Here is an 18,438-nt window from a genome sequence, read left to right as displayed (position 1 = left end):
TCTATAGCGAAAGTATTGTAAAAACACATGAGTTGGCCGGCTCACCGCACGGAGCAGCGTCCCTGGACGGCGCGGGACGGACGCGGGCCACGGGCCGGCCCCATGCCGGAGCGCGTCGCGGTGTCGATCCCCCCGCGCATCGCCGAACTCGACTTCGCTTCCAGGCGAACAACATCGGCCAGTGAAGCCGCGGTGATCGCGGTGACACATCTCGAAGCAGGCCAGGGCCAGTATTCGCCACCGCTGCGCGAATTCCTGCTGCGCAGCGAGGCAGTCGCTTCCTCGCGAATCGAGCAGATCGATGCGGGCTGGCGAGCATTCAGCAAAGCCTTCGGCGGCGCGCCGACCCGTGCCGAGGCGGAGTCACAGGTCGGCGCGGTGCGATCACTCACGGGCCTGGTCGACACGGCGGCGACCGGCAGGATCACCGAAGCGAGTCTGCTCAGCGCCCACCGCGTGCTGATCGCCCCGGAGTGGGAGAAGGCAGGGCGCTGGCGCACCGTCCAAACCTGGATCGGCGGCAGCGATTACACGCCGCTCAACGCGCTGTATGTACCGCCGCCACCAGAACTCGTGCCCGAATTGGTGGCCGACTTGCTGGCCTTCGTCGCGCGCGGGGATCTGCCGATTCTCGTGCAAGCCGCGATCGCGCACGCTCAGTTCGTGTCCATCCACCCCTTTGTCAGCGGCAACGGCCGGATCGGCCGGGCCCTGGTGAGCGCCATTCTGCGCAGACGCGGGCTGACCGACAGAGTGACCGTCCCCTTGGCGTCGGTCATGCTCGCCGACACCTCGCGCTACTTCGCCCAACTGGCGGCCTACCGAGCCGGCGCCGCCGACGAATTCGTTCTCTATCTGGCACTCGCGGCGGTGTATGCCAGCGAGGCGGCGATCGACTCGGCCCGCACCCTCACCGCGCTCCCCCAGCGCTGGCGAGACCGCGCCCGCCCACGCGGCGGTTCCGCGGACGAGGCGCTACTGGCAAACCTGCTCGAGCACCCCATTCTCACTATCGCCGGCGCTAACGCCATCACGGCGACCACCGACTCCGCCACCTACCGAGCCCTCGAACGACTCGTCGACGTGGGCATTCTCGAAGTCGTCTCCGACTCCAAACGAAACCGGATCTGGGCCGCCACCGACATCCTCGCCGAACTCGACGCCCTCAACGCCGCGATCGGTCGACGCACCGCGGCGGGCCTGTCGTAGCGCCCAGGTCTCAGCGCAGGCGCAGTTCGGTGTCCGCGTCGAAGAAGAACACCTCTTCGGTCTTCGGTCGTAGGTGCAGCGTTTCGCCCAGGGTGGTCTGAAACCGTCGGTCCACGCGGACGACGATCTTGCCGGAGCGGGTGGACCAGTCGGTGCCGGCGCCGTGGGTGTAGACGAACGATTCGGCGCCCAGTTCCTCGAGTAGTTCGGCGACGACGGTGATGCCGGCGGGATCGGTGGTGACCTCCCAGGACTCAGGGCGGATGCCGAGCACCACGCGAGCGCCGGAAATGCCGTGCGGTACCGGGATTCGCAGTCCGTCGAGCACGGCTTCGCCCTCGAGCACGGGCGCTTCGAGCAGGTTCATGCCGGGTGAACCGATGAATCCGGCGACGAAGGTGTTCAACGGATTGTCGTAGAGCTCGCGGGGAGAAGCGATCTGCTGCAACGTGCCCTCGCGTAGCACCGCCACACGGTGGCCCATAGTCATCGCCTCGACCTGGTCGTGCGTGACGTAGACCGTGGTCGTGCCGAGACGCTGCTGCAACGCGGCGATCTGGGAACGGGTACTCACCCGCAACTTCGCGTCCAGGTTGGACAGCGGCTCGTCCATGCAGAACACCTGCGGGCGGCGCACGATGGCGCGGCCCATGGCGACGCGCTGCCGCTGGCCGCCGGAGAGCTTGGCCGGTTTGCGGTCGAGCAGCGACTCGAGTTCGAGCATCGCCGCGGCTTCCTTCACCCGAACCAAGGTGTCGGACTTCGACATTCCCGCATTGCGCAGCGCGAAGCCCATGTTCTCGGCGACGGTCATATTCGGGTAGAGCGCGTAGCTCTGGAACACCATCGCCACGTCGCGGGCACGCGGCGGCAGGTCGGTGACATCGCGTTCACCGATCCGAATCGTGCCCGCCTCCACGGATTCCAGTCCGGCCAGCATGCGCAGACTCGTCGACTTGCCGCAGCCGGAAGGGCCGACCAGCACGAGGAACTCACCATCGGCGATGTCGATGTCGAGTGCGTCGACGGCGGGGGCGTCGGCGCCGGGATAGCGATGGGTCACACCGTCGAACTGCACTGTCGCCATGGCGAATTCTCCTAGCAGGGAAAGCGAAACGGGCCGGTGGTCACAAGGGAGCACCGGCCCGTGGGGAACTACTTGGGCAGCTTGGGCGTGATCTGCCGGTCGATGATCGCCTGCACGTCGGCGGCCACCTTCGCGAGCACCGTTGCCGGATCGGCGTTCTGGAGGCCGATCTGCTCGTAGCCGGTGCCGATGATCTGGTCGGCGCCGGGCACGAACACGCGGGCGTAGTCCTGCGACTTCGCTACCGAGAGCTGGTCGATGGCGACCTTGGAGTTCGGGTTCTTCGCCAGGAAGTCGATCTCACTCGGGTCGGTCACAGCCGACTTGCGCACCGGCATGTAGCCCGTGTTCTGCGTGAAGTACGCCGTGTTGGCCGCGTTGGTGATGAACTCGATGAACTTGAGCGCGTTCACCTTTCGCGCCTCCGAGATCCGCGAAGGCACGGCGAGACCGGCACCGCCGGTGGTGACGCCGGGACCGTTCGGGTGCGGCAGGAACGCGGTCCCGACCTCGAACTTGCCGTCCGCGTTCTTCTTGATGCCCTTGAGGTCGCCGGTGGAGGCGATGGTCGAGGCGGCGACGCCGGTGCCGAAGTCGACCGCGATCTGCGGGCGGATCGCGGCGTACTTCTTGACGTTGATCGAGTCGCGCAGGTAGGTGGCCGCGGCGATCGAGCCGGGATCGGTGAACTTCAGTTTCCACTGATCGGAGTATGCGCCGCCGAAGGTCCAGTTCGGGCCCTGGAAGGTCCAGCCGAGGTAGTTCTTGGCGTCACCCCAGGCGTGCGCGAACTTGTCGGCGCCGATGAGCGACTGCAGCTTCGGGCCCCACTCGTCGAATTCCTGCCAGGAGTTCGGGCCGCGGTCGGGCAGTCCGGCCTTCGCCCAGACGTCCTTGTTGTAGTAGAACAGCGGCGTCGATCGGGCGTAGGGCAGCGCGTAGTGCTTGCCGTCGAACAGGTAGTCCGCGGCGAGCGAGTCGACGTAGTCGCCCAGCTGCACACCCGCGGCACCGAATAGTCCGTCGAGCGGCTCGATGGCCTTGCTCAGCGCGTAGTTGAACCACCAGACATCCGACAGCACAACAACATCGGGCAGCTCGCCGCCGGTGAGCGCGGCGTTGAACTTCTGCGCCACCTCCTCGTAGTTCTTGCCCGCGTCGACCAGGTTCACCTTCAGGTCGGGGTGCGCGGTCTGGAAGCGGTTGATCAGCTCCAGCTCCAGCTCCTTGGAGGTGCCGGGGTGGTTGGACCAGAAGGTGATGGTGCCGGCGTCACCGGAATCACCGGATCCGCCGCCGGTGCCCGCGCACGCGGACAGCGCCGCGGCAGCGGCGACGCCGCCGGTCAGGCCGAGGAAGCCACGGCGACTCAACGCCGGGAATCGTGAGTTGGACACTGGCGAACTCCTGTTCGAGATTTAACCCTTGACCGCACCGGAGGTGAGGCCCTTGATCATGTGACGTTGCAGGGCAAGGAAAACGATGAGGATCGGCAACATGGTGAGCACGGTGCCCGCCATCACCGGCCCCCAGTTGGTGACGCTGGGGTTCTCGGTGTTCTGCAGCAGGGTCAGGCCCACCGGCAGTGTCGCGACATCGGCGGAATCGGCCATCAGGAACGGCCAGAGGTACTCGTTCCACTCGTTGACCAGCGTCACCACCGCGAACGCCACCATCGTCGGCCCCGACATGGGCAGCACCACGCGGGTGAGCAGCCGCCACCAGTTCGCCCCGTCCATCCGCGCCGCCTCGATCACCTCGGCGGGCAGTGACAGGAAGTGGTTGCGCATCAGGAAGGTGCCGAAGGCGACGCCGCAGAGCGGAATAATGATGCCCTGGAAGGTGTCTCGCCAGCCGAGCTGCGCGATGAACGCGTAGTTGGAGATCACGGTGATCTGGTTGGGCACCATCAGCGCCGCGATGATCACCAGGAACACGATGTTCTTGCCAGGGAAGCGCAGGAATACCAGGCCGTAGGCGCTGAACACCCCGAGCGCGAACTTCACCACCGACACCACGCCGGTGACGATCAGCGAGTTCCGCAGGAACGTCCAGAACGGCACCGTGGTGGTGGCGTGGCTGTAGTTCTCCGGGTGCCAGCTGTGCGGCCAGTAGACCGCGGGCTGGGTGTAGATGTCGGAGCGGTCCTTGAGCGAGGTGATCAGGATCCAGAACAGCGGGACCCCGACGATGATCAACACGCACACCATCGCCGCGTAACCGAGGAAGGTGACGGCGCGTTCGCGGCGCTGGTACGAAAGCGTCTGCGGGCCTACATGTTTCATCGTTCGCCTCGGTCCATCACGCGCACCTGGATCAACGTGACCACCAGCAGCACCACGAACATGATCGTGGCCACGGTGGCGCCGTAGCCGGCCCGGAAATTGCGGAACGACTCCTCGTACACCTGGAACACCATCGTGGTCGTGCCGTTGCCGAGCGGTCCGCCGCGCGTCATCACATTGATGATGTCGAACACTTGGAGCGAGTTCAGCAATACGGTGATCGACAGAAAGAAGGTTGTCGGACGTAGTTGCGGCAGAAGGACTTTCGTGAATCGAGTCCAGCTGCTCGCGCCATCCATTTCGGCAGCTTCGAGCAATTCGGCGCGCACGCCTTGGAGCGCGGCCAGATAGATCACGAAGGCGTAGCCGAGGTTCTTCCAGATGTAGGTGAGCGTCACCATGAAAAGGGCCCATTCCGGGTCCTGATAGAAATCCGGCACATTATCGACGCCGACCCGGTGCAAGACGTCCTGTACCAGACCGAAACTCGGATCGAAGATGAATTGAAAAGCTACCCCGATCGCCGCGCCCGAAATCACGAACGGGGCGAAAATAGCGGAGCGGACTACATTGCGCCCGAACAGTTTTCGATCGAGCAACATCGCGAGCGCGAGACCGAGCGCCATACTCACCACGACCGCCGCCACGGTGAAGATCACCGTATTGCTGACGACCTTCCATGAGTCGTCGCGCTGCCACCATTCGATGTAGTTGTCGAACCCGACCGAATTCGCCACCGGATCAGCGATATTCCAGTCGGTGAACGACAGCCGGATGTTATCGGCAAGCGGCCGGTAAACGAACAGGGTGAGCAGTGCCAGGTTCGGCACCACGAGTACCACGAACAGCGCGTAGTCCTGCCACGGACGGTTTCTCCCGGGGAGCACCCGCTCTGGACTCTGTCGCACCGCGGCAGCTTTACGGCGCATGGCGAACCGTTGGTTAACCCTGCCCGCCGATTTTCTGAACATCGGGCACACAGTGCCGATTACAGCAAAACCCGAACAACGCGACCGGGATTGATCGTATTGTTCGGGTTTTGTTCAGCGAATTTTGTTCAGTACATCAGTTCCAGTCGCCGAGACCGTCTCCCGCACTGAGGGTTCCGCCCTGGGTGCCGGTGATGACCACGGCATCGCCGCGACGGGTGTTCTCCAGGAACCACTTTCCGTCCTCGGTGCTCACGTTGAGGCAGCCGTGGCTGGCATTGGAGTAGCCCTGCTGGCCGACCGACCACGGGGCGGCGTGCACGAAGATGCCGCTGTTGGAAAGCCTGGTCGCGTATTCGACCTCGAGCTTGTAGCCCTCGGGATCGGTGACCGGCACGCCATAGGTGGACGAGTCCATCGTCATCTTCTCGAGCCGCTCACCCACGATGTAGGTGCCGTTCGGGGTCTCGTAGCCGGGCTTGCCGAGCGAGGTCGGCATCTCGCGCACGACCTCACCGTTGATCGTCACGACGATCATCTTGGTGGCGTCGTCGACGGTGGCGACCAGCGCGTCACCGATGTGGAACGAGCTGGTGGTGCCGCCCGCGACCACGGTCACGTTGGTGTTGGCCGGCCAGAACTCGGTGGGCTTCCAGCGGACCTGCTTGCTGGAGGTCCAGTAGAAGGAGCCGGGCGCGTTGGTGCTCGAGGTGACCTTGATGGCCCGCTCGGCGGCCGCGCGGTCCTCGACCGGCTCCTTGAAGGTGATGGCGATCGGCTGCGCGACACCAACGGTCTCGCCGTCGGCGATGTTGATGTTCGGCGGCGCGAACGGCGCCGGCTGCGCGGGCTCGTTCACCGCGGGCTGGCTCGAACCGGCGCCGAAGCCCGGCAGAGTCGGCTGAGCCTGCGCGGGCACGGCGATCAGTGCGCCGGTCGCTGCGATCGCTGCCGACAGCAGCAGACCCCGGCGGAGCCAGTGCGATTGCCGCATATTTGCCTCGTAGTGCATAGGTTTCTCGTCCATTCCATCTCTCGTTCCGCGTGCGGCGGCCCGAGATCTACTCATTGACGCTTTTTCTCATTGACGCAGAGGCCGCAACGGGTCTCTACGGGGTAACGACGTCCCCGACCCTGACCCTCCATTACTACCCGCACCAGGTGACCGGGTGCCAGCCGTGTCGAGCGGTGATAACAGAGCGGCAACTATGTGCGGTGCGTCACATAACGTGCTGTTATTCATCGGCTTTCGTCAAACGCCGCGCTCACAGCGGCGAGTCGATGGCGGTGCGTGTGAACAGCCGGGAAGTACGGGTGTGTGAGTCTCAAACGTCACGTGAGGCAGATCACTCCAAGCGTGTGAAGTGGATCGCTCGATCCGGCGCGGTCGCGAGATTGCGCGGCACCGTGCGTGGTCGCCCACCGAGCGCCAGCGACGGCTCCAGGGTCAACCTGACCTCGGTCAGCAGCGTTGCCAGCACGATCCGCAGCTCGTAGTCGGCCAGCGTCGCGCCGATGCAACGGCGGTGGCCACCGCCGAACGGCGCGAACTCGAACGGAGTGACCGAGCGGCCGAGGAATCGGTCGGGGTGGAACAGGTGCGGTGCGGGCCAGGTAGAGGGCTGGCTGTGCAGTACGCCGACGGCAAGGCCGATGGTGGCGCCCGCGGCCACGTCGACTCCGCGCCAGCGCAACGGCTCCTTCACCGTGCGCAGCACGATCGGTACCGGCGGGTGCAGGCGCAGGGTTTCCTGGCAGACGGCGTCGAGCAGCGGCAGTCGGGCCTGTTCGGCGGGGTCGTCGCTCGCGATCGGCAGCTCGGCGAGCACGCGATCGAGCAGGCCGGGTTCGCGGTGCAGGTGGTAGAGCGCCCAGGTGAGTGTGGTCGCGGTGGTTTCGTGGCCCGCGACGAGCAGGGTGCGCAGTTGGTCGCACAGTTCGGGGTCGGTGGGCGCGGTGCCGTCGTCGTAGCGCAGGGCGAGGAGCAGATCGAGCAGGTCACCGTCGGACGGGCCGGTGCGACGGCGGCTGACGATGTCGGCCATGATCAGCCCGTCCAGGCGCTCCCGAGCCGCGGTGAACCGCTCCCACGGACCGAAACCGCCCATGTCGCGGCGTAATACGGGCGCCACCATCAGCGGGGTGGTGAACGCGGCGAGGAAATCGGTGACCGGAGGGCCGTATTCGGCCGCGCGATCGGAATCGGGGCCGAACACCGCGGCGAGGATGACGCGCAGGGTGATGGCGCGCGCGGCCGCGAGCGCATCGATCCGAGTGCCGAGTTGCCAGGGACCACCGGCGCCGCACTGGATTTCGTGCAGCGTCGCATCCCGGATCACCTTCCCCAGCAACCGCACCCGAGCGCCGTGCAATGCCGGCGCCAGCAGCGCGCGATCCGTGCGATGCCGTGTCCCGGAACTGAGAATCAGCGACGCGGCCCCGACCATCGGCTCGATCGGATTGGGTCGAGGCGGCTCGAGCAGTGCGACCGGCGCCCGGAACAATTCGCGTGCGCCCTCGGCCGTTCCGGTGAACAGCACCGGCGGAAACCCGGGGAACCCGACCGCGAACGGCTCACTGCGCGCCCCGCGTCGTCGCAGGTAGCCCTCGAAATCCCGCCCCGCGGCGATGCCGTGCAGCAGCGAAAGGCGCGGCGCGGCGGGCGCGGGGCTCAGCGAACTCATGTCCTTTACTACGGCGGACCCCTTCCGGCGGTTCGATCAGCTACGCGCTGCGCGTACGGTTCCCTGCGCGATCGCCGCCAGCCGGGCCAACCGCGCGTCACCGAGCGCCGTGACGGCCCCACCCAGCCGGTTGGTGACGAACGCGATCGACATCCCGAGATCAGGATCGGCGTAGGCACCGGACCCGCCGACGCCGTAGTGGCCGAAGGCATTTCGCGGCTGCTGCTTGGTCATCAGCACCGGCCGGTGGTAGCCGAGGGTGAACCGCAGCGGTAGTCCGAGGACATAGTCGCGGCTGCTGGTCTGCTGGGTCCGGTTGATCGTCTCGATCGTCTCCGGCCGCAGGAACCGCACGTCGCCCACCTGGCCGCCATTGGCGAGCGCCCCGTACATCCTGGCCAGCGCCCGTGCCGAGAACACTCCGTTCCAGCCGGGCATCACCGCATCGTGCACCCGCGGATCGCGGACGAGTTCGTCGAAACTCTCCGGCATGCCCGCCTCGGCCAGCCCGCGCGCGGGCCGCACCCACGACAGCACCGACGACGCCGTATTCCAGCGGATCCCCGGCGGCGCCAGGTGCGGAAAGATCTTCGCGATCCGCTGCCGCTCGCCCGGCGGTACCTGGAACCAGAACTCGTCGATTCCCAACGGCTGGGCCACTTCTCGACGCAATACCTCGGTGAAGGGGTCACCGGTCGCCCGCTGCACGATCTCGGCGACCAACCAGCCGAAGGTGATCGCGTGATAGCCCGAGGTGCGGATGCGGCGTGGGTCGGCGGGGCTCTCGGCGAGGGCGGTCACCACCGCGTCGTAGTCGAGAATGCCCTCGCGGCCGGGTACGAGGCCGCGCACCCGATGCAGGCCCGCGCGATGGGACAGCACGTCGCGCACGGTGATGTCGTCCTTGCCGTGTGCCCCGAACTCCGGCCAGTAGGTGGCCACCGGCTCCTCGTAGTCGATGAGCCCGCGTTCGGCCACCCGGTGCAGCACGGTGGCGGCGACGCCTTTGCCGGTGGAAAAGGTGAGCGCGATGTTCTCGCCGGTCCAGCGCAGATCCTTGGCCGCCCAGCCCGCCCAGATATCGACCACCGGGCGCCCGTCCAGATAGATGGCCAGCGCACCGCCACCGCGACTGGGCTGGGAGAACATCCCGAAGAAATGATCGGCGAGGCGGATGAAGCGCGGATCGACCACCATCTGCCGTGGGGCCGCGAAATCGCCGACCGGCGCTGGGTTACTACTCACGATGTGCGTGGACTACTCGGACGGCCTCGCCTCGGAAACACCATGGCTACCTCCTGATACGCGATCGGGGGCCCCGCGCCGCACCCGGCGACCGGAATCCCAAGGGTATCGCAGGCAAGACCCGCCGGGTTGGAGTCGACGGGGGTAGCTCCGGTGGTGTATTCACAGTAGGTGTTTGCAGATTTGCCAATCGGCCGGCTCGTCGGCGCGATCGCCATCACCGTGACCGCGTTCGTCTCGACCGGTTGCGGAGGCACCATCGACGGCCACGCGCAGCCGGCGATCGACGTCGTCCCCGCGACGAGCAGTGCGACTCCGACCACCAAGCCGGGCAAGACGACCGGCAAACCCACCGCGAGCAAGCCCGCGCCGACGTCGAGCAAGGGCGGCAAGACCGACTTCCAGGCCAATATCGGCGATTGCGTGTCGCTCGGCGGCACCGTCGACGACGCGACCATCGAGAAGGCCGCGTGCGGTAGCCGCTCGTCGAACTACAAGGTGATCGGCAAGGCCAAGAACAGCAACGGCTGCGTCGGCGACCGCGACAACTTCTACGCCGAGACGCTCAACGGCATCGAGACCGGCGCGCTGTGCCTCGACATCGACTGGGTCCTCGGCGGCTGCATCGACGTGGGCGGTGACGAACCCAAGCGCATCGACTGCAGCGAGGGCGGCACCGAACCGGTCAAGGTGATCACGATCAACAAGAACTCCGACAGCGTCGACGACTGCCCCGACGCCGCCGATTCGGGCTTCAAGTACGCCGAGCGCCGCGTCGTGGTCTGCGTGGAGAGCCTGTAGTCCGACGAACGACGTGCGTGGCGGCTAGTTTGGAGTCGTGCCACAGACGGTTCGGCTGAACTCGGCATCGGGTCGGTGGATTCTGCTCGCCACCATCCTCGGCTCGTCGATGGCGTCGCTGGACGCCACCGTCGTGTCCGTGGCGCTGCCACGCATCGGCGAATCGCTGCACACCGATGTCGCCGGGTTGCAGTGGACCGTCAACGGATACACCCTCACTCTCGCCTCGTTCATCCTGCTCGGCGGTTCGCTCGGTGACCGGCTCGGCCGCCGTCGCGTCTTCGTCTGGGGGATCGTCGGATTCGCGATCACCTCGCTGCTGTGCGCGGCCGCGGTGAATATCGAGATGCTCGTCGGCGCGCGGTTGCTGCAGGGCGTGGCGGGCGCGCTGCTCACACCGGGGAGTCTGGCGCTGATCTCGGCGTCGATCGATCGGCGCGATCAGGGCAGCGCGATCGGACTGTGGTCCGGGCTCGGCGGGGTGGCCGGTGCGTTCGGGCCGCTGCTCGGTGGTGGATTGATCGATCTCGTCGGCTGGCGGGCGATCTTTCTGCTCAATGTGCCGCTCGCGCTGGTGGTCGCCGTCGTCACGCTCAAATACGTGCCGGAGAGTCGTGATCCGCAGGCGCCTGCGCGGACCGATGTACCGGGAGCGGTGATCGTCGCGCTCGCGCTCGGCGCCCTCACCCTGGGACTCATCGATTCCCGGGTCGTGCTGATAGCGGTCGGGGCGGTCGCGCTGGTGTGTTTCGTGCTGGTGGAACTGCGCAGCCCGAACCCGCTGGTACCGCCGTCGCTGTTCCGTTCGCGGATGTTCACGGTGGCGAATCTGGTGACGTTGCTCGTGTACGCCGCGCTCGGCGGCGTCTTCTTCCTGCTGGTTCTGCAATTGCAGCTGGTCGCCGGTTACTCGCCGATGGCGTCGGGCGCCGCGGGCTTGCCTGTCACGCTGCTGATGCTGGTGCTCTCGGCGCCCGCGGGACGGTGGGCGCAGCGCCATGGGGCGCGGATTCCGATGACGTTCGGTCCGCTGCTGGCCGCGGGCGGGGTGTTCGCGCTGCAACGGATCGGACCCGGCGCGGACTATGTCACCGACGTGCTGCCCGGCGTGTTCGTCTTCGGGTTGGGGCTTTCGGTGCTGGTGGCGCCGTTGACCGGTGCGGTGCTCGCCGCGGTACGCGAGGGCGAGGCGGGTATCGCGTCCGGGGTGAACAACGCCGTCGCGCGAACGGCACAGCTACTCGCCGTGGCGGCGTTGCCCGGTCTGGCCGGGTTGTCCGGTGCGTTCGACGACCCCGTCGCCTTCGCCGCGGGCTTCGACACCGCGATGCGCTGGTGCGCACTGCTTTTGCTGATCGGCGCGGGAATCGCGGCGGTGCTGCTGCGGGTGCCGCGTCAGCCGCCGCAGCCCGAACGCGTCGACTGCCTGCCGCACTGCGCGGGCGCCGACGGACCCGCACTCGCACCGAAATCGCTTGCCGCGCGCGACGTATAGACAAGGAGCGGGTCGCGTGGACAACCACGCGACCCGCTCGACATCCGGGGAGTACCGGCGATGGCCTAGATCGGGCGGTAACCCGAACCCACGCCGCCGCGGGCGTTGATGTCGTCCATGATCGAGTTCATATTGGTGCCGACCTCGGGTCCGACGCAGGCCAGGGCCAGATAGGCGTTGACCATGCCGACCAGGGTCGAGCCGACGACGACCGGCGCGCCGGAATCGCCTTCGACCACGCACATCTGCGACCAGGTCTCGGTATTGGTCGCGAAGACATCGCCCCAGGTGATGCCGCAGGTGTTGCCGGTAGTCCGGCCTTCCTTACAGACGATCGTGGGGAACTGCGCTGGTCCGCCGACACCGGTGATGGTGACGTTGCCGATCCGGTTGACCGGGATGATCCGGCCCGGCGTGAACTCGATGACCGCGTAGTCGAGTTCGGAGTTGCTGTATACGAATCGGCCGATCTCGCCGTAGCCCCGATCCACCTCGGCGCTGACCGTCGCGCCCGCGTCGCCGCAATGGCCGGCGGTCAGCCCGACCAGCCTGCCCGCGCCGTCGTAGCCGACCGTGGTGACTGTGCACTCGAACGCGTTGTCGATCACGATGCCGGAGCCGCCGCCGATCACCGGGGGGCCTGCTTGCGCGTTGGCCGCGCCGGTGCCGAGCAGTGCTGCACCGAGGGCGAGGGCGAAGGCGGTGTTGGCCACCTTGGCGAGTTTGCTGAACATGTCCCTCCAGATGTCGGAAGCTCGCACGATATCAATACGGTCTGTCTATCGTGCCTGTATTCGGTCCCGGGCGCGCCCTCGGACCGGTGTGTTTGCCGCCGGTCCGCGCACACCTTCCCCAGTAGTTGTCATAGCGATTCCCTATTGAAATCGTGTCGCAGCGCGTCGTTCGTGTTTCTCGCGTGATGTGTTCGGATAATTCGGCGTGTAGTTCGTTATGAATGACAAACTTCCGCAATATTTCTTTACCGCGACCGCCGGTACTGGGAAACCATCTAGGAAAAGACCTTCGCGCGTAATCTCCGGAACCCTGGAATTATGGGCTGTAGGGTCCGGCATGGCAGGTCTCATAGCCGTTTCGGACAGTGACCTCTATCTATGACAGCGCTCACATGTCGGTGATGTGTTCTGCGCTACTCCGTAGTAAGGTGCGTCAAGCAAACAAGTCGCCGGAGCGTTGAGGGTCCGGCGTCGAGAGGGGTTATGCAGTGCAGTCGACCGAGAGTCCGCCCACACGTTCACGAGTCAGCGAGGCTGCCGACTGGACGAAGGGCCTTTGGGACGACCACCCGAAGAAGTCGCTGGAAACCTTCGGTCGACAGATCACGATGGGTATCGAAGCGATCACGGAGTTGTTCGTCGCGATCTTCCGTCGGCGTTTTCCTTTCGATGAGTTCGTCCGGCAGTCCGCGTTCATGGCCAGCGTCGCCGCGGCGCCGACGCTGCTGGTGGCCATCCCCATCGCGGTGATCGTCTCGATCCAGGTCGGCGCGGTCGCGGGCCAGGTCGGTGCCACCTCGTTCATCGGTGCGGCCAACGGCCTCGGCATCATTCAGCAGGGCGCCCCACTGGTCACCGCGCTGATGATCGCGGGCGCCGTCGGTTCGGCCATTTGCGCCGACCTCGGCTCACGCACCATCCGTGAAGAGATCGACGCGATGAAGGTGATGGGCGTCGACCCGCTTCGCCGCCTGGTGGCTCCCCGCCTCGGCGGCGCGATGCTGGTCAGCTTCCTGCTCTGCGGCTTCGTGGTCTTCGTCGGCTTCCTCACCGGCTACATGTTCAACATCTTCGCCCAGGGCGGTACGCCCGGCTCCTACATGAGCACCTTCGCCTCGTTCGCGGTGACCCGCGACCTCGCGGTGGCGCTGTTGAAGTCGGTTCTGTTCGGTCTCATCGCCTCGATCATCGCCTGCGACTGCGGCCTGAACGCTCGCGGCGGCCCCGGTGGTGTCGCCAACGCGGTGAACTCCGCGGTGGTCAGCTCCACCGTCATGCTGCTCGGTGTCAACGTGGCGATCACCCAGATCTACGCCGCCGTCTTCCCCCCACAGGTGGTCTGAGCCATGTCATCTACTTACGTACCTCCGCTACTGCGGCCGATCCGGTCGCTGCAGAAGGCCAGCAAGGCGCCCGGCGACATGCTCGCCCGCCTCGGCCATCAGGTCTTCTTCTTCCTGCGTTCGGTCGGTTCCATCCCGCTGGCCTTCAAGCAGTACCCGAAGGAGGTCTGGCGTCTGCTCTCCGACGTCACCTGGGGTAACGGCAATATCGTCGTCGGTGGTGGCACCATCGGCGTCATCCTGATCATCAGCGCCTTCGGCGGCATGACGGTAGCCATTCAGGGCCACACCTCGCTGAACCTGCTCGGGTTGAGCCCCATCACCGGCGCGATCTCGGCCTTCGCCACCACCCGCGAGCTCGGCCCGCTGCTGGCAGCATTGGCCTTCGCCGCCCAGGCGGGCTGTCGATTCACCGCACAGCTGGGCGCGATGCGCATCTCCGAAGAGATCGACGCACTCGAGTCGATCGCCATCCGCCCGCTGCCCTACCTGGTCAGTACCAGGATGATGGCCGCGGTGATGGCGATCGTGCCGCTGTACGCCGTCGGTCTGACAACGGCGTACCTGGCCTGCTCGGTCACCGTGCAGTTGATCGGAGGAACCGCGGCGGGCACCTACTCGCACTACTTCTTCCAATTCCTGGTGCCGACGGACGTGCTCTACTCCCTGCTCAAGGTGATCATCTTCGTCATGATCACGACGTTCATCCAGTGCTACTACGGCTTCTTCGCCTCGGGCGGTCCCGAAGGCGTCGGCGTGGCGGCCGGCCGCGCGATCAAGATGTGCATCATCCTGGTCGTGTTCGCCGACCTCGTCATGACATTGGCTATCTGGGGCATCAACCCCGGCATCAGGATCTCGGGGTAAGGGCGCGATGATCATCGATCCGAGTGGGCGCGGGCCCACCATGAAGCAGTTGTACGTGGCAGGTACCGCCGGTTTGATCGTCTTCGTGATCATCCTGGGGTTCCTCACCGCCAGGTACCAGGGCTACTTCGTACCCAAGGTCAACGTGGTCGCGAACCTGTCGACCACCGGCGACGGCCTGCCGTCGGACGCCGATGTGAAATTCCGCGGCGTGCTCGTGGGCGTTGTGAAGAATGTCGACATCGGCGAGAGCGCCGAGCAGAAGGTGAACATCGAGCTCAAGCCCGAGTTCGCCGACGGCATCCCGAACACCGTCACCGCACGCGTCGTGCCCTCCAACCTGTTCGCGGTCACCTCCGTGGAACTGGTCTACAACGGTGCGAACAGCCAGCACCTGAAGGAGGGGTCGCAGATTCCCGAGGACCGCAGCCAGGGCACGATCGCGCTGCAGGACACGCTCACCACGGTGCGCGACATCCTCGACGAGGTCGACCCGGTCCAGTTCGGTCGCGTGCTCGGCACGCTCACCCAGGCCCTCGACGGCAGCGGCCGGGTTCCCGGCTCGACCATTCAGCGCCTCGACCACTGGCTGACCACGGTCGCCGACGCGGGCCCGAACGTGGGCGGCATGTTGGACAACTTCTCCAACTCCGCGCACGCGCTGAACCAGTCGGCGCCGGAACTGCTCGATGTGCTCGGCTCCTCGGTGCAGACCGCGAACACCATCGCCACCAAGCGTGAACAGTTGATCGCGCTGCTGGCCGGTGCGAGCGCCACCACCGATCGGGTGAACGACCTGTTCGCGTCGAATCCCGACGTGGGCAAGGAAGTCACGGTCGGCATGAACGCCACCCTGGGTGCGCTGGCCGCCGACCCCGCGTCGATCACCAAGACCTTCCAGGTCTTCGGTCCCTCGCTGGCCCAGCTCAACACCACCTTCCACGGTGGCCCGAGCGGCAAGCAGATGGTGTGGAACGCCGGCATCACGCTGACGCCGTACCAGCCCAACACCGTCGCCGATTGCCCGCGCTACGGCGACCTGCTCGGACCGAGCTGCTTCACCGCACCGGCCGAGGTCTCCCTGCCGCCGATTCCGGACAACCTGCGTCCGCGCAGGCTCGACTCGGCCGCCGGCCTCCCGCCGTTGGTGTCGATCCCGGGCATGCCCGACATCCCGGGTCTGACCAGTCCCGGCGTCTCGCCGATGCACACGGCCAACGGCACCGAGATCAAGCCGTTCCAGGGCACGCCGCTCGAGGGACTCGTCCCGTCGCTCCAGGTTCCGGGTCTGCCCGGTCTGTTCGGTGGTACGCCCGCGGCCGCTCCGGCCTCGGCACCCGCTCCGGCAACGGTGCCTGCCGCCACACCGATCTCCTACTCCGGTGACGCGGCGATGACTCAGCTGCTCGGTCGCAAGCCGAACGCGTCCGAATATCTGCTGCTCGGTTCGATTCTGAAGGGCGGAACCCTGCAAGTGTCCGAAAACGGGGGTGGCGCATGAGTATCCGTAAGCCACTGATCGGGTTCAGTATCTTCGCGCTGGTCTCACTGCTCGTCACCGTGGTCGTGTGGAACACACTGGCCCGCACGGTCGACGGTGACACCCGCAAGTACACCGCGATCTTCACCGATGTCCTCGGGCTGCGGCCCGGCGACGATGTCCGTATGGCCGGCGTGCGCGTCGGCAAGGTCGAGGCCATCGAGCTCGACGGCAAGAACGACGCCAAGGTGTCGTTCATCGTGCAGAGCGACCAGACACTGTTCAACGACACCAAGGCGCTGGTCAGGTACCAGAACCTGATCGGTCAGCGCTATGTGGCGCTGACCCCGGGCGCCACGCCGAGTCCGGAGGCGCTCAAGAGCGGCTCCACGATTCCGCTCGACCGCACCGAGCCCTCGTTCGATATCTCGGCCCTGCTCAACGGTTTCCAGCCGCTGTTCCAGGCGCTCGAGCCCGCCGAGGTCAACGCGATGTCGGAGACCCTGATCCAGGCGCTGCAGGGCGATGGGGTTTCGCTGTCGGCGTTCATCATCCAGGCGGCCCAGCTGGCCACCGATTTCCAGCGTCGCGACGCGATCCTGTCGGACGTGATCACCAACCTGTCCGGTGTGATGGCCGGGTTGGCAAAGCGAGGGGACGAATTGGAGACCCTGATTACCCAGACCAGGGCGCTGATCGGCGGACTGTACGACCAGGGACAGTCGCTGCAGGCTTCCACGGTCACCCTCGCCGATTCGACGACCGCGCTGGTCGGGATGATGACCAAGATCCAGCCGAAGCTGGCGGCGACCCAGAACTCGACCACCGCGGCGCTGAATCTGCTGCTCGCCAACGGCGCCAAGCTCGACCAGGTCGCGATCGACATGCCTTCGATGCTCGCCGACCTCGGCCGGATGACGTCGGAAGGCACTCACGCCAACGCCTACCTGTGTGGCCTGGACGTCTCGCTGTACGGGGTCCTCTTCCCGCGCGGTCTGTTCAGCCAGATCGGTGGCAACAGCCATTCCGAGGTGTGCAGATGAGCAAGATCAGGTCAGCCTTCGTCGGTAACCGCAACTTCTGGCTGGGTGTGATCGGTGCGCTGTGCATCGTGTTGCTGCTGGTCGGTTCGAGCATCTACCAGTTCATCGGGCTCGGAAAACAGTCCATCGACGCGGAGTTCGTGCAGGCCGCGGGCATCAAGACCGGCGACAAGGTCGCGGTCTCCGGTGTGCAGGTCGGCACGGTCTCCGGCGCCAAGATCGAGGGCGATCACGTGGTGGTCACCCTCGACGTGGACAGCTCGCTCAAGCTCGGTCCCGACGCGCACGCCGCGATCAAGATGGCGACCCTGCTCGGCGCGCGCTACGTCGACCTTCAGCCCGGCGACGGTTCGGGCCTGAAGGACAAGACGATCCCGCGCAACAACACCGACGTGCCGTACAACATCGCCGATGTGGTGCAGGTCGGTACGCCGAAGTTCGAGGCGCTCGACACCAAGAAGCTCGCCGCCTCGCTCAACACCATCAACTCCCAGCTCGGTGATTCGCCGGAGCTGGTCGCCCAGGCGCTCGACAGCGTCGGTGCGGTCGCCAAGGTGGTCGACCAGCGCAAGGGTGAGGTCGACAGCCTGATCAAGGACCTCAACCGGGTCACGCAGCTGCTCGCCGACAACCGCAACTCGATCCTGCTCGTCATCACCCAGGGCGAGGCCATCGCCAACCGGGTGATGGAGCGGCAGAGTCTGCTGCGCCAGCTGCTCGACAATGTCGCCACGCTGACCCGTCAGCTGGAGGAGATCGGCGCGCAGAACGGTGACCAGTTCGGCGGCACCATCGGCCAGCTCAACACCATGGCCGAGGGCCTGCAGAAGAACAAGGACAATCTCGACAAGCTGCTGCAGATCGGACAGCCGACGGCGCGTTACTTCAACAACGCCCTCGGCAACGGCAACTACGGCTCGGTCGGCCTGCCGTGGTTGTTCCCCGACAACTGGCTGTGCTTCGTTCAGGTGATCCAGGGGTGCCAAGGATGAAACTGACCAACAAGCTCCGCATCGCGCGGACGATGATGATCGCCACCACCGCGCTGGCCCTCGGTAGCTGCTCGCTGCTGCCGAGCCAGTTCGACGACGCGCTCGGCCGCTCGACCAAGATCACCGCCGACTTCGAGAACATCGCCGGCATGTACGAGGGCAACGAGATCATGGTCCTCGGCCTCGCGGTGGGCAAGGTCGACAAGATCGTGCCCAAGGGCACCTACGTCGAGGTCCACATGAC

General features: G+C 66.0%; 17 protein-coding genes. 9 read left to right on the top strand and 8 right to left on the bottom strand.

Annotation, left to right across the window (positions count from 1 at the left end):
- Positions 1–27: 27 nt before the first annotated feature.
- The gene (locus tag IBJ82_RS07330) at positions 28–1,209 is read left to right on the top strand and encodes a Fic family protein (RefSeq protein WP_194825247.1); all 1,182 of its coding nucleotides are present in this window, start codon (positions 28–30) and stop codon (positions 1,207–1,209) included.
- Between the two features lie 10 nt (positions 1,210–1,219).
- On the opposite strand, the gene IBJ82_RS07325 is transcribed toward IBJ82_RS07330, so the two are convergent.
- From IBJ82_RS07325 to IBJ82_RS07295, 7 genes are all read right to left on the bottom strand, one after another.
- Positions 1,220–2,296 carry an ABC transporter ATP-binding protein gene (locus tag IBJ82_RS07325; protein ID WP_194825246.1) on the bottom strand — a complete coding sequence of 359 codons (1,077 nt, stop codon included), beginning with the start codon at positions 2,294–2,296 and terminating at the stop codon, positions 1,220–1,222.
- A gap of 68 nt (positions 2,297–2,364) precedes the next feature.
- Positions 2,365–3,693 (bottom strand): ABC transporter substrate-binding protein, encoded by a 1,329-nt coding sequence (locus tag IBJ82_RS07320; protein ID WP_194825245.1) that lies wholly within the window; start codon positions 3,691–3,693, stop codon positions 2,365–2,367.
- A gap of 21 nt (positions 3,694–3,714) precedes the next feature.
- Positions 3,715–4,581, bottom strand: a complete 867-nt coding sequence (locus IBJ82_RS07315) for a carbohydrate ABC transporter permease (protein WP_194825244.1) — start codon at positions 4,579–4,581, stop codon at positions 3,715–3,717.
- Entirely contained in the window at positions 4,578–5,489 is a 912-nt protein-coding gene (locus tag IBJ82_RS07310; protein WP_370585208.1) for a carbohydrate ABC transporter permease, read from the bottom strand. Before IBJ82_RS07310 ends, IBJ82_RS07315 begins: the two co-directional genes overlap by 4 nt.
- Positions 5,490–5,646: 157 nt before the next feature.
- Complete coding sequence (locus tag IBJ82_RS07305) at positions 5,647–6,537, bottom strand: L,D-transpeptidase (protein ID WP_228536793.1); 891 nt, start codon at positions 6,535–6,537, stop codon at positions 5,647–5,649.
- 319 nt (positions 6,538–6,856) lie between these two features.
- Positions 6,857–8,194, bottom strand: a complete 1,338-nt coding sequence (locus tag IBJ82_RS07300; protein WP_194825243.1) for a cytochrome P450 — start codon at positions 8,192–8,194, stop codon at positions 6,857–6,859.
- Positions 8,195–8,230: 36 nt separating this feature from the next.
- Positions 8,231–9,391, bottom strand: coding sequence for a serine hydrolase domain-containing protein (locus IBJ82_RS07295; protein ID WP_194826140.1), 1,161 nt, complete (start codon positions 9,389–9,391; stop codon positions 8,231–8,233).
- 231 nt (positions 9,392–9,622) lie between these two features.
- Here IBJ82_RS07295 and IBJ82_RS07290 point away from each other — a divergent pair, with 231 nt between their 5' ends.
- Both IBJ82_RS07290 and IBJ82_RS07285 read left to right on the top strand, forming a co-directional pair.
- Positions 9,623–10,240 (top strand): hypothetical protein, encoded by a 618-nt coding sequence (locus IBJ82_RS07290; protein ID WP_228536792.1) that lies wholly within the window; start codon positions 9,623–9,625, stop codon positions 10,238–10,240.
- Between the two features lie 37 nt (positions 10,241–10,277).
- Positions 10,278–11,735, top strand: coding sequence for an MFS transporter (locus tag IBJ82_RS07285; protein ID WP_194825241.1), 1,458 nt, complete (start codon positions 10,278–10,280; stop codon positions 11,733–11,735).
- Positions 11,736–11,800: 65 nt separating this feature from the next.
- On the opposite strand, the gene IBJ82_RS07280 is transcribed toward IBJ82_RS07285, so the two are convergent.
- Positions 11,801–12,469, bottom strand: coding sequence for a S1 family peptidase (locus IBJ82_RS07280; RefSeq protein WP_194825240.1), 669 nt, complete (start codon positions 12,467–12,469; stop codon positions 11,801–11,803).
- Positions 12,470–12,957: 488 nt separating this feature from the next.
- Here IBJ82_RS07280 and IBJ82_RS07275 point away from each other — a divergent pair, with 488 nt between their 5' ends.
- From IBJ82_RS07275 to IBJ82_RS07250, 6 genes are all read left to right on the top strand, one after another.
- On the top strand, positions 12,958–13,812 hold the full coding sequence (locus IBJ82_RS07275) for an ABC transporter permease (RefSeq protein ID WP_194825239.1): 855 nt from the start codon (positions 12,958–12,960) through the stop codon (positions 13,810–13,812).
- A 3-nt stretch (positions 13,813–13,815) separates the two neighbouring features.
- Positions 13,816–14,679: an ABC transporter permease gene (locus tag IBJ82_RS07270; RefSeq protein WP_194825238.1), complete on the top strand. Its 864-nt coding sequence runs from the start codon at positions 13,816–13,818 to the stop codon at positions 14,677–14,679.
- A gap of 7 nt (positions 14,680–14,686) precedes the next feature.
- Positions 14,687–16,180, top strand: a complete 1,494-nt coding sequence (locus tag IBJ82_RS07265) for an MlaD family protein (protein ID WP_228536791.1) — start codon at positions 14,687–14,689, stop codon at positions 16,178–16,180.
- Positions 16,177–17,202, top strand: coding sequence for an MCE family protein (locus IBJ82_RS07260; protein WP_063005858.1), 1,026 nt, complete (start codon positions 16,177–16,179; stop codon positions 17,200–17,202). Before IBJ82_RS07265 ends, IBJ82_RS07260 begins: the two co-directional genes overlap by 4 nt.
- A complete protein-coding gene (locus IBJ82_RS07255; protein WP_194825237.1) occupies positions 17,199–18,194 on the top strand; it encodes an MCE family protein in 996 nt (331 codons plus the stop codon). The genes IBJ82_RS07260 and IBJ82_RS07255 overlap by 4 nt, the downstream gene beginning before the upstream one ends.
- Positions 18,191–18,438 (top strand): MlaD family protein (locus tag IBJ82_RS07250; protein WP_194825236.1); only part of this gene is annotated, 248 nt, incomplete at its 3' end. The genes IBJ82_RS07255 and IBJ82_RS07250, both read left to right, overlap by 4 nt.

Origin of the sequence: Nocardia sp. XZ_19_231 (assembly GCF_015355705.1) — a bacterium.
Classification (GTDB): domain Bacteria; phylum Actinomycetota; class Actinomycetes; order Mycobacteriales; family Mycobacteriaceae; genus Nocardia; species Nocardia salmonicida.
The sequence above is the reverse complement of the archived record's forward strand: the minus strand, read 5'-3'. Positions and strand labels throughout refer to the sequence as shown.

Coding starts and splice junctions, on each gene's coding strand:
- IBJ82_RS07330 (WP_194825247.1), top strand. CDS start 28: ATGAGTTGGCCGGCTCACCGCACGGAGCAGCGTCCCTGGACGGCGCGG.
- IBJ82_RS07325 (WP_194825246.1), bottom strand. CDS start 2,296: ATGGCGACAGTGCAGTTCGACGGTGTGACCCATCGCTATCCCGGCGCC.
- IBJ82_RS07315 (WP_194825244.1), bottom strand. CDS start 4,581: ATGAAACATGTAGGCCCGCAGACGCTTTCGTACCAGCGCCGCGAACGC.
- IBJ82_RS07305 (WP_228536793.1), bottom strand. CDS start 6,537: ATGGACGAGAAACCTATGCACTACGAGGCAAATATGCGGCAATCGCAC.
- IBJ82_RS07300 (WP_194825243.1), bottom strand. CDS start 8,194: ATGAGTTCGCTGAGCCCCGCGCCCGCCGCGCCGCGCCTTTCGCTGCTG.
- IBJ82_RS07295 (WP_194826140.1), bottom strand. CDS start 9,391: ATGGTGGTCGATCCGCGCTTCATCCGCCTCGCCGATCATTTCTTCGGG.
- IBJ82_RS07280 (WP_194825240.1), bottom strand. CDS start 12,469: ATGTTCAGCAAACTCGCCAAGGTGGCCAACACCGCCTTCGCCCTCGCC.
- IBJ82_RS07270 (WP_194825238.1), top strand. CDS start 13,816: ATGTCATCTACTTACGTACCTCCGCTACTGCGGCCGATCCGGTCGCTG.
- IBJ82_RS07265 (WP_228536791.1), top strand. CDS start 14,687: ATGATCATCGATCCGAGTGGGCGCGGGCCCACCATGAAGCAGTTGTAC.
- IBJ82_RS07260 (WP_063005858.1), top strand. CDS start 16,177: ATGAGTATCCGTAAGCCACTGATCGGGTTCAGTATCTTCGCGCTGGTC.
- IBJ82_RS07255 (WP_194825237.1), top strand. CDS start 17,199: ATGAGCAAGATCAGGTCAGCCTTCGTCGGTAACCGCAACTTCTGGCTG.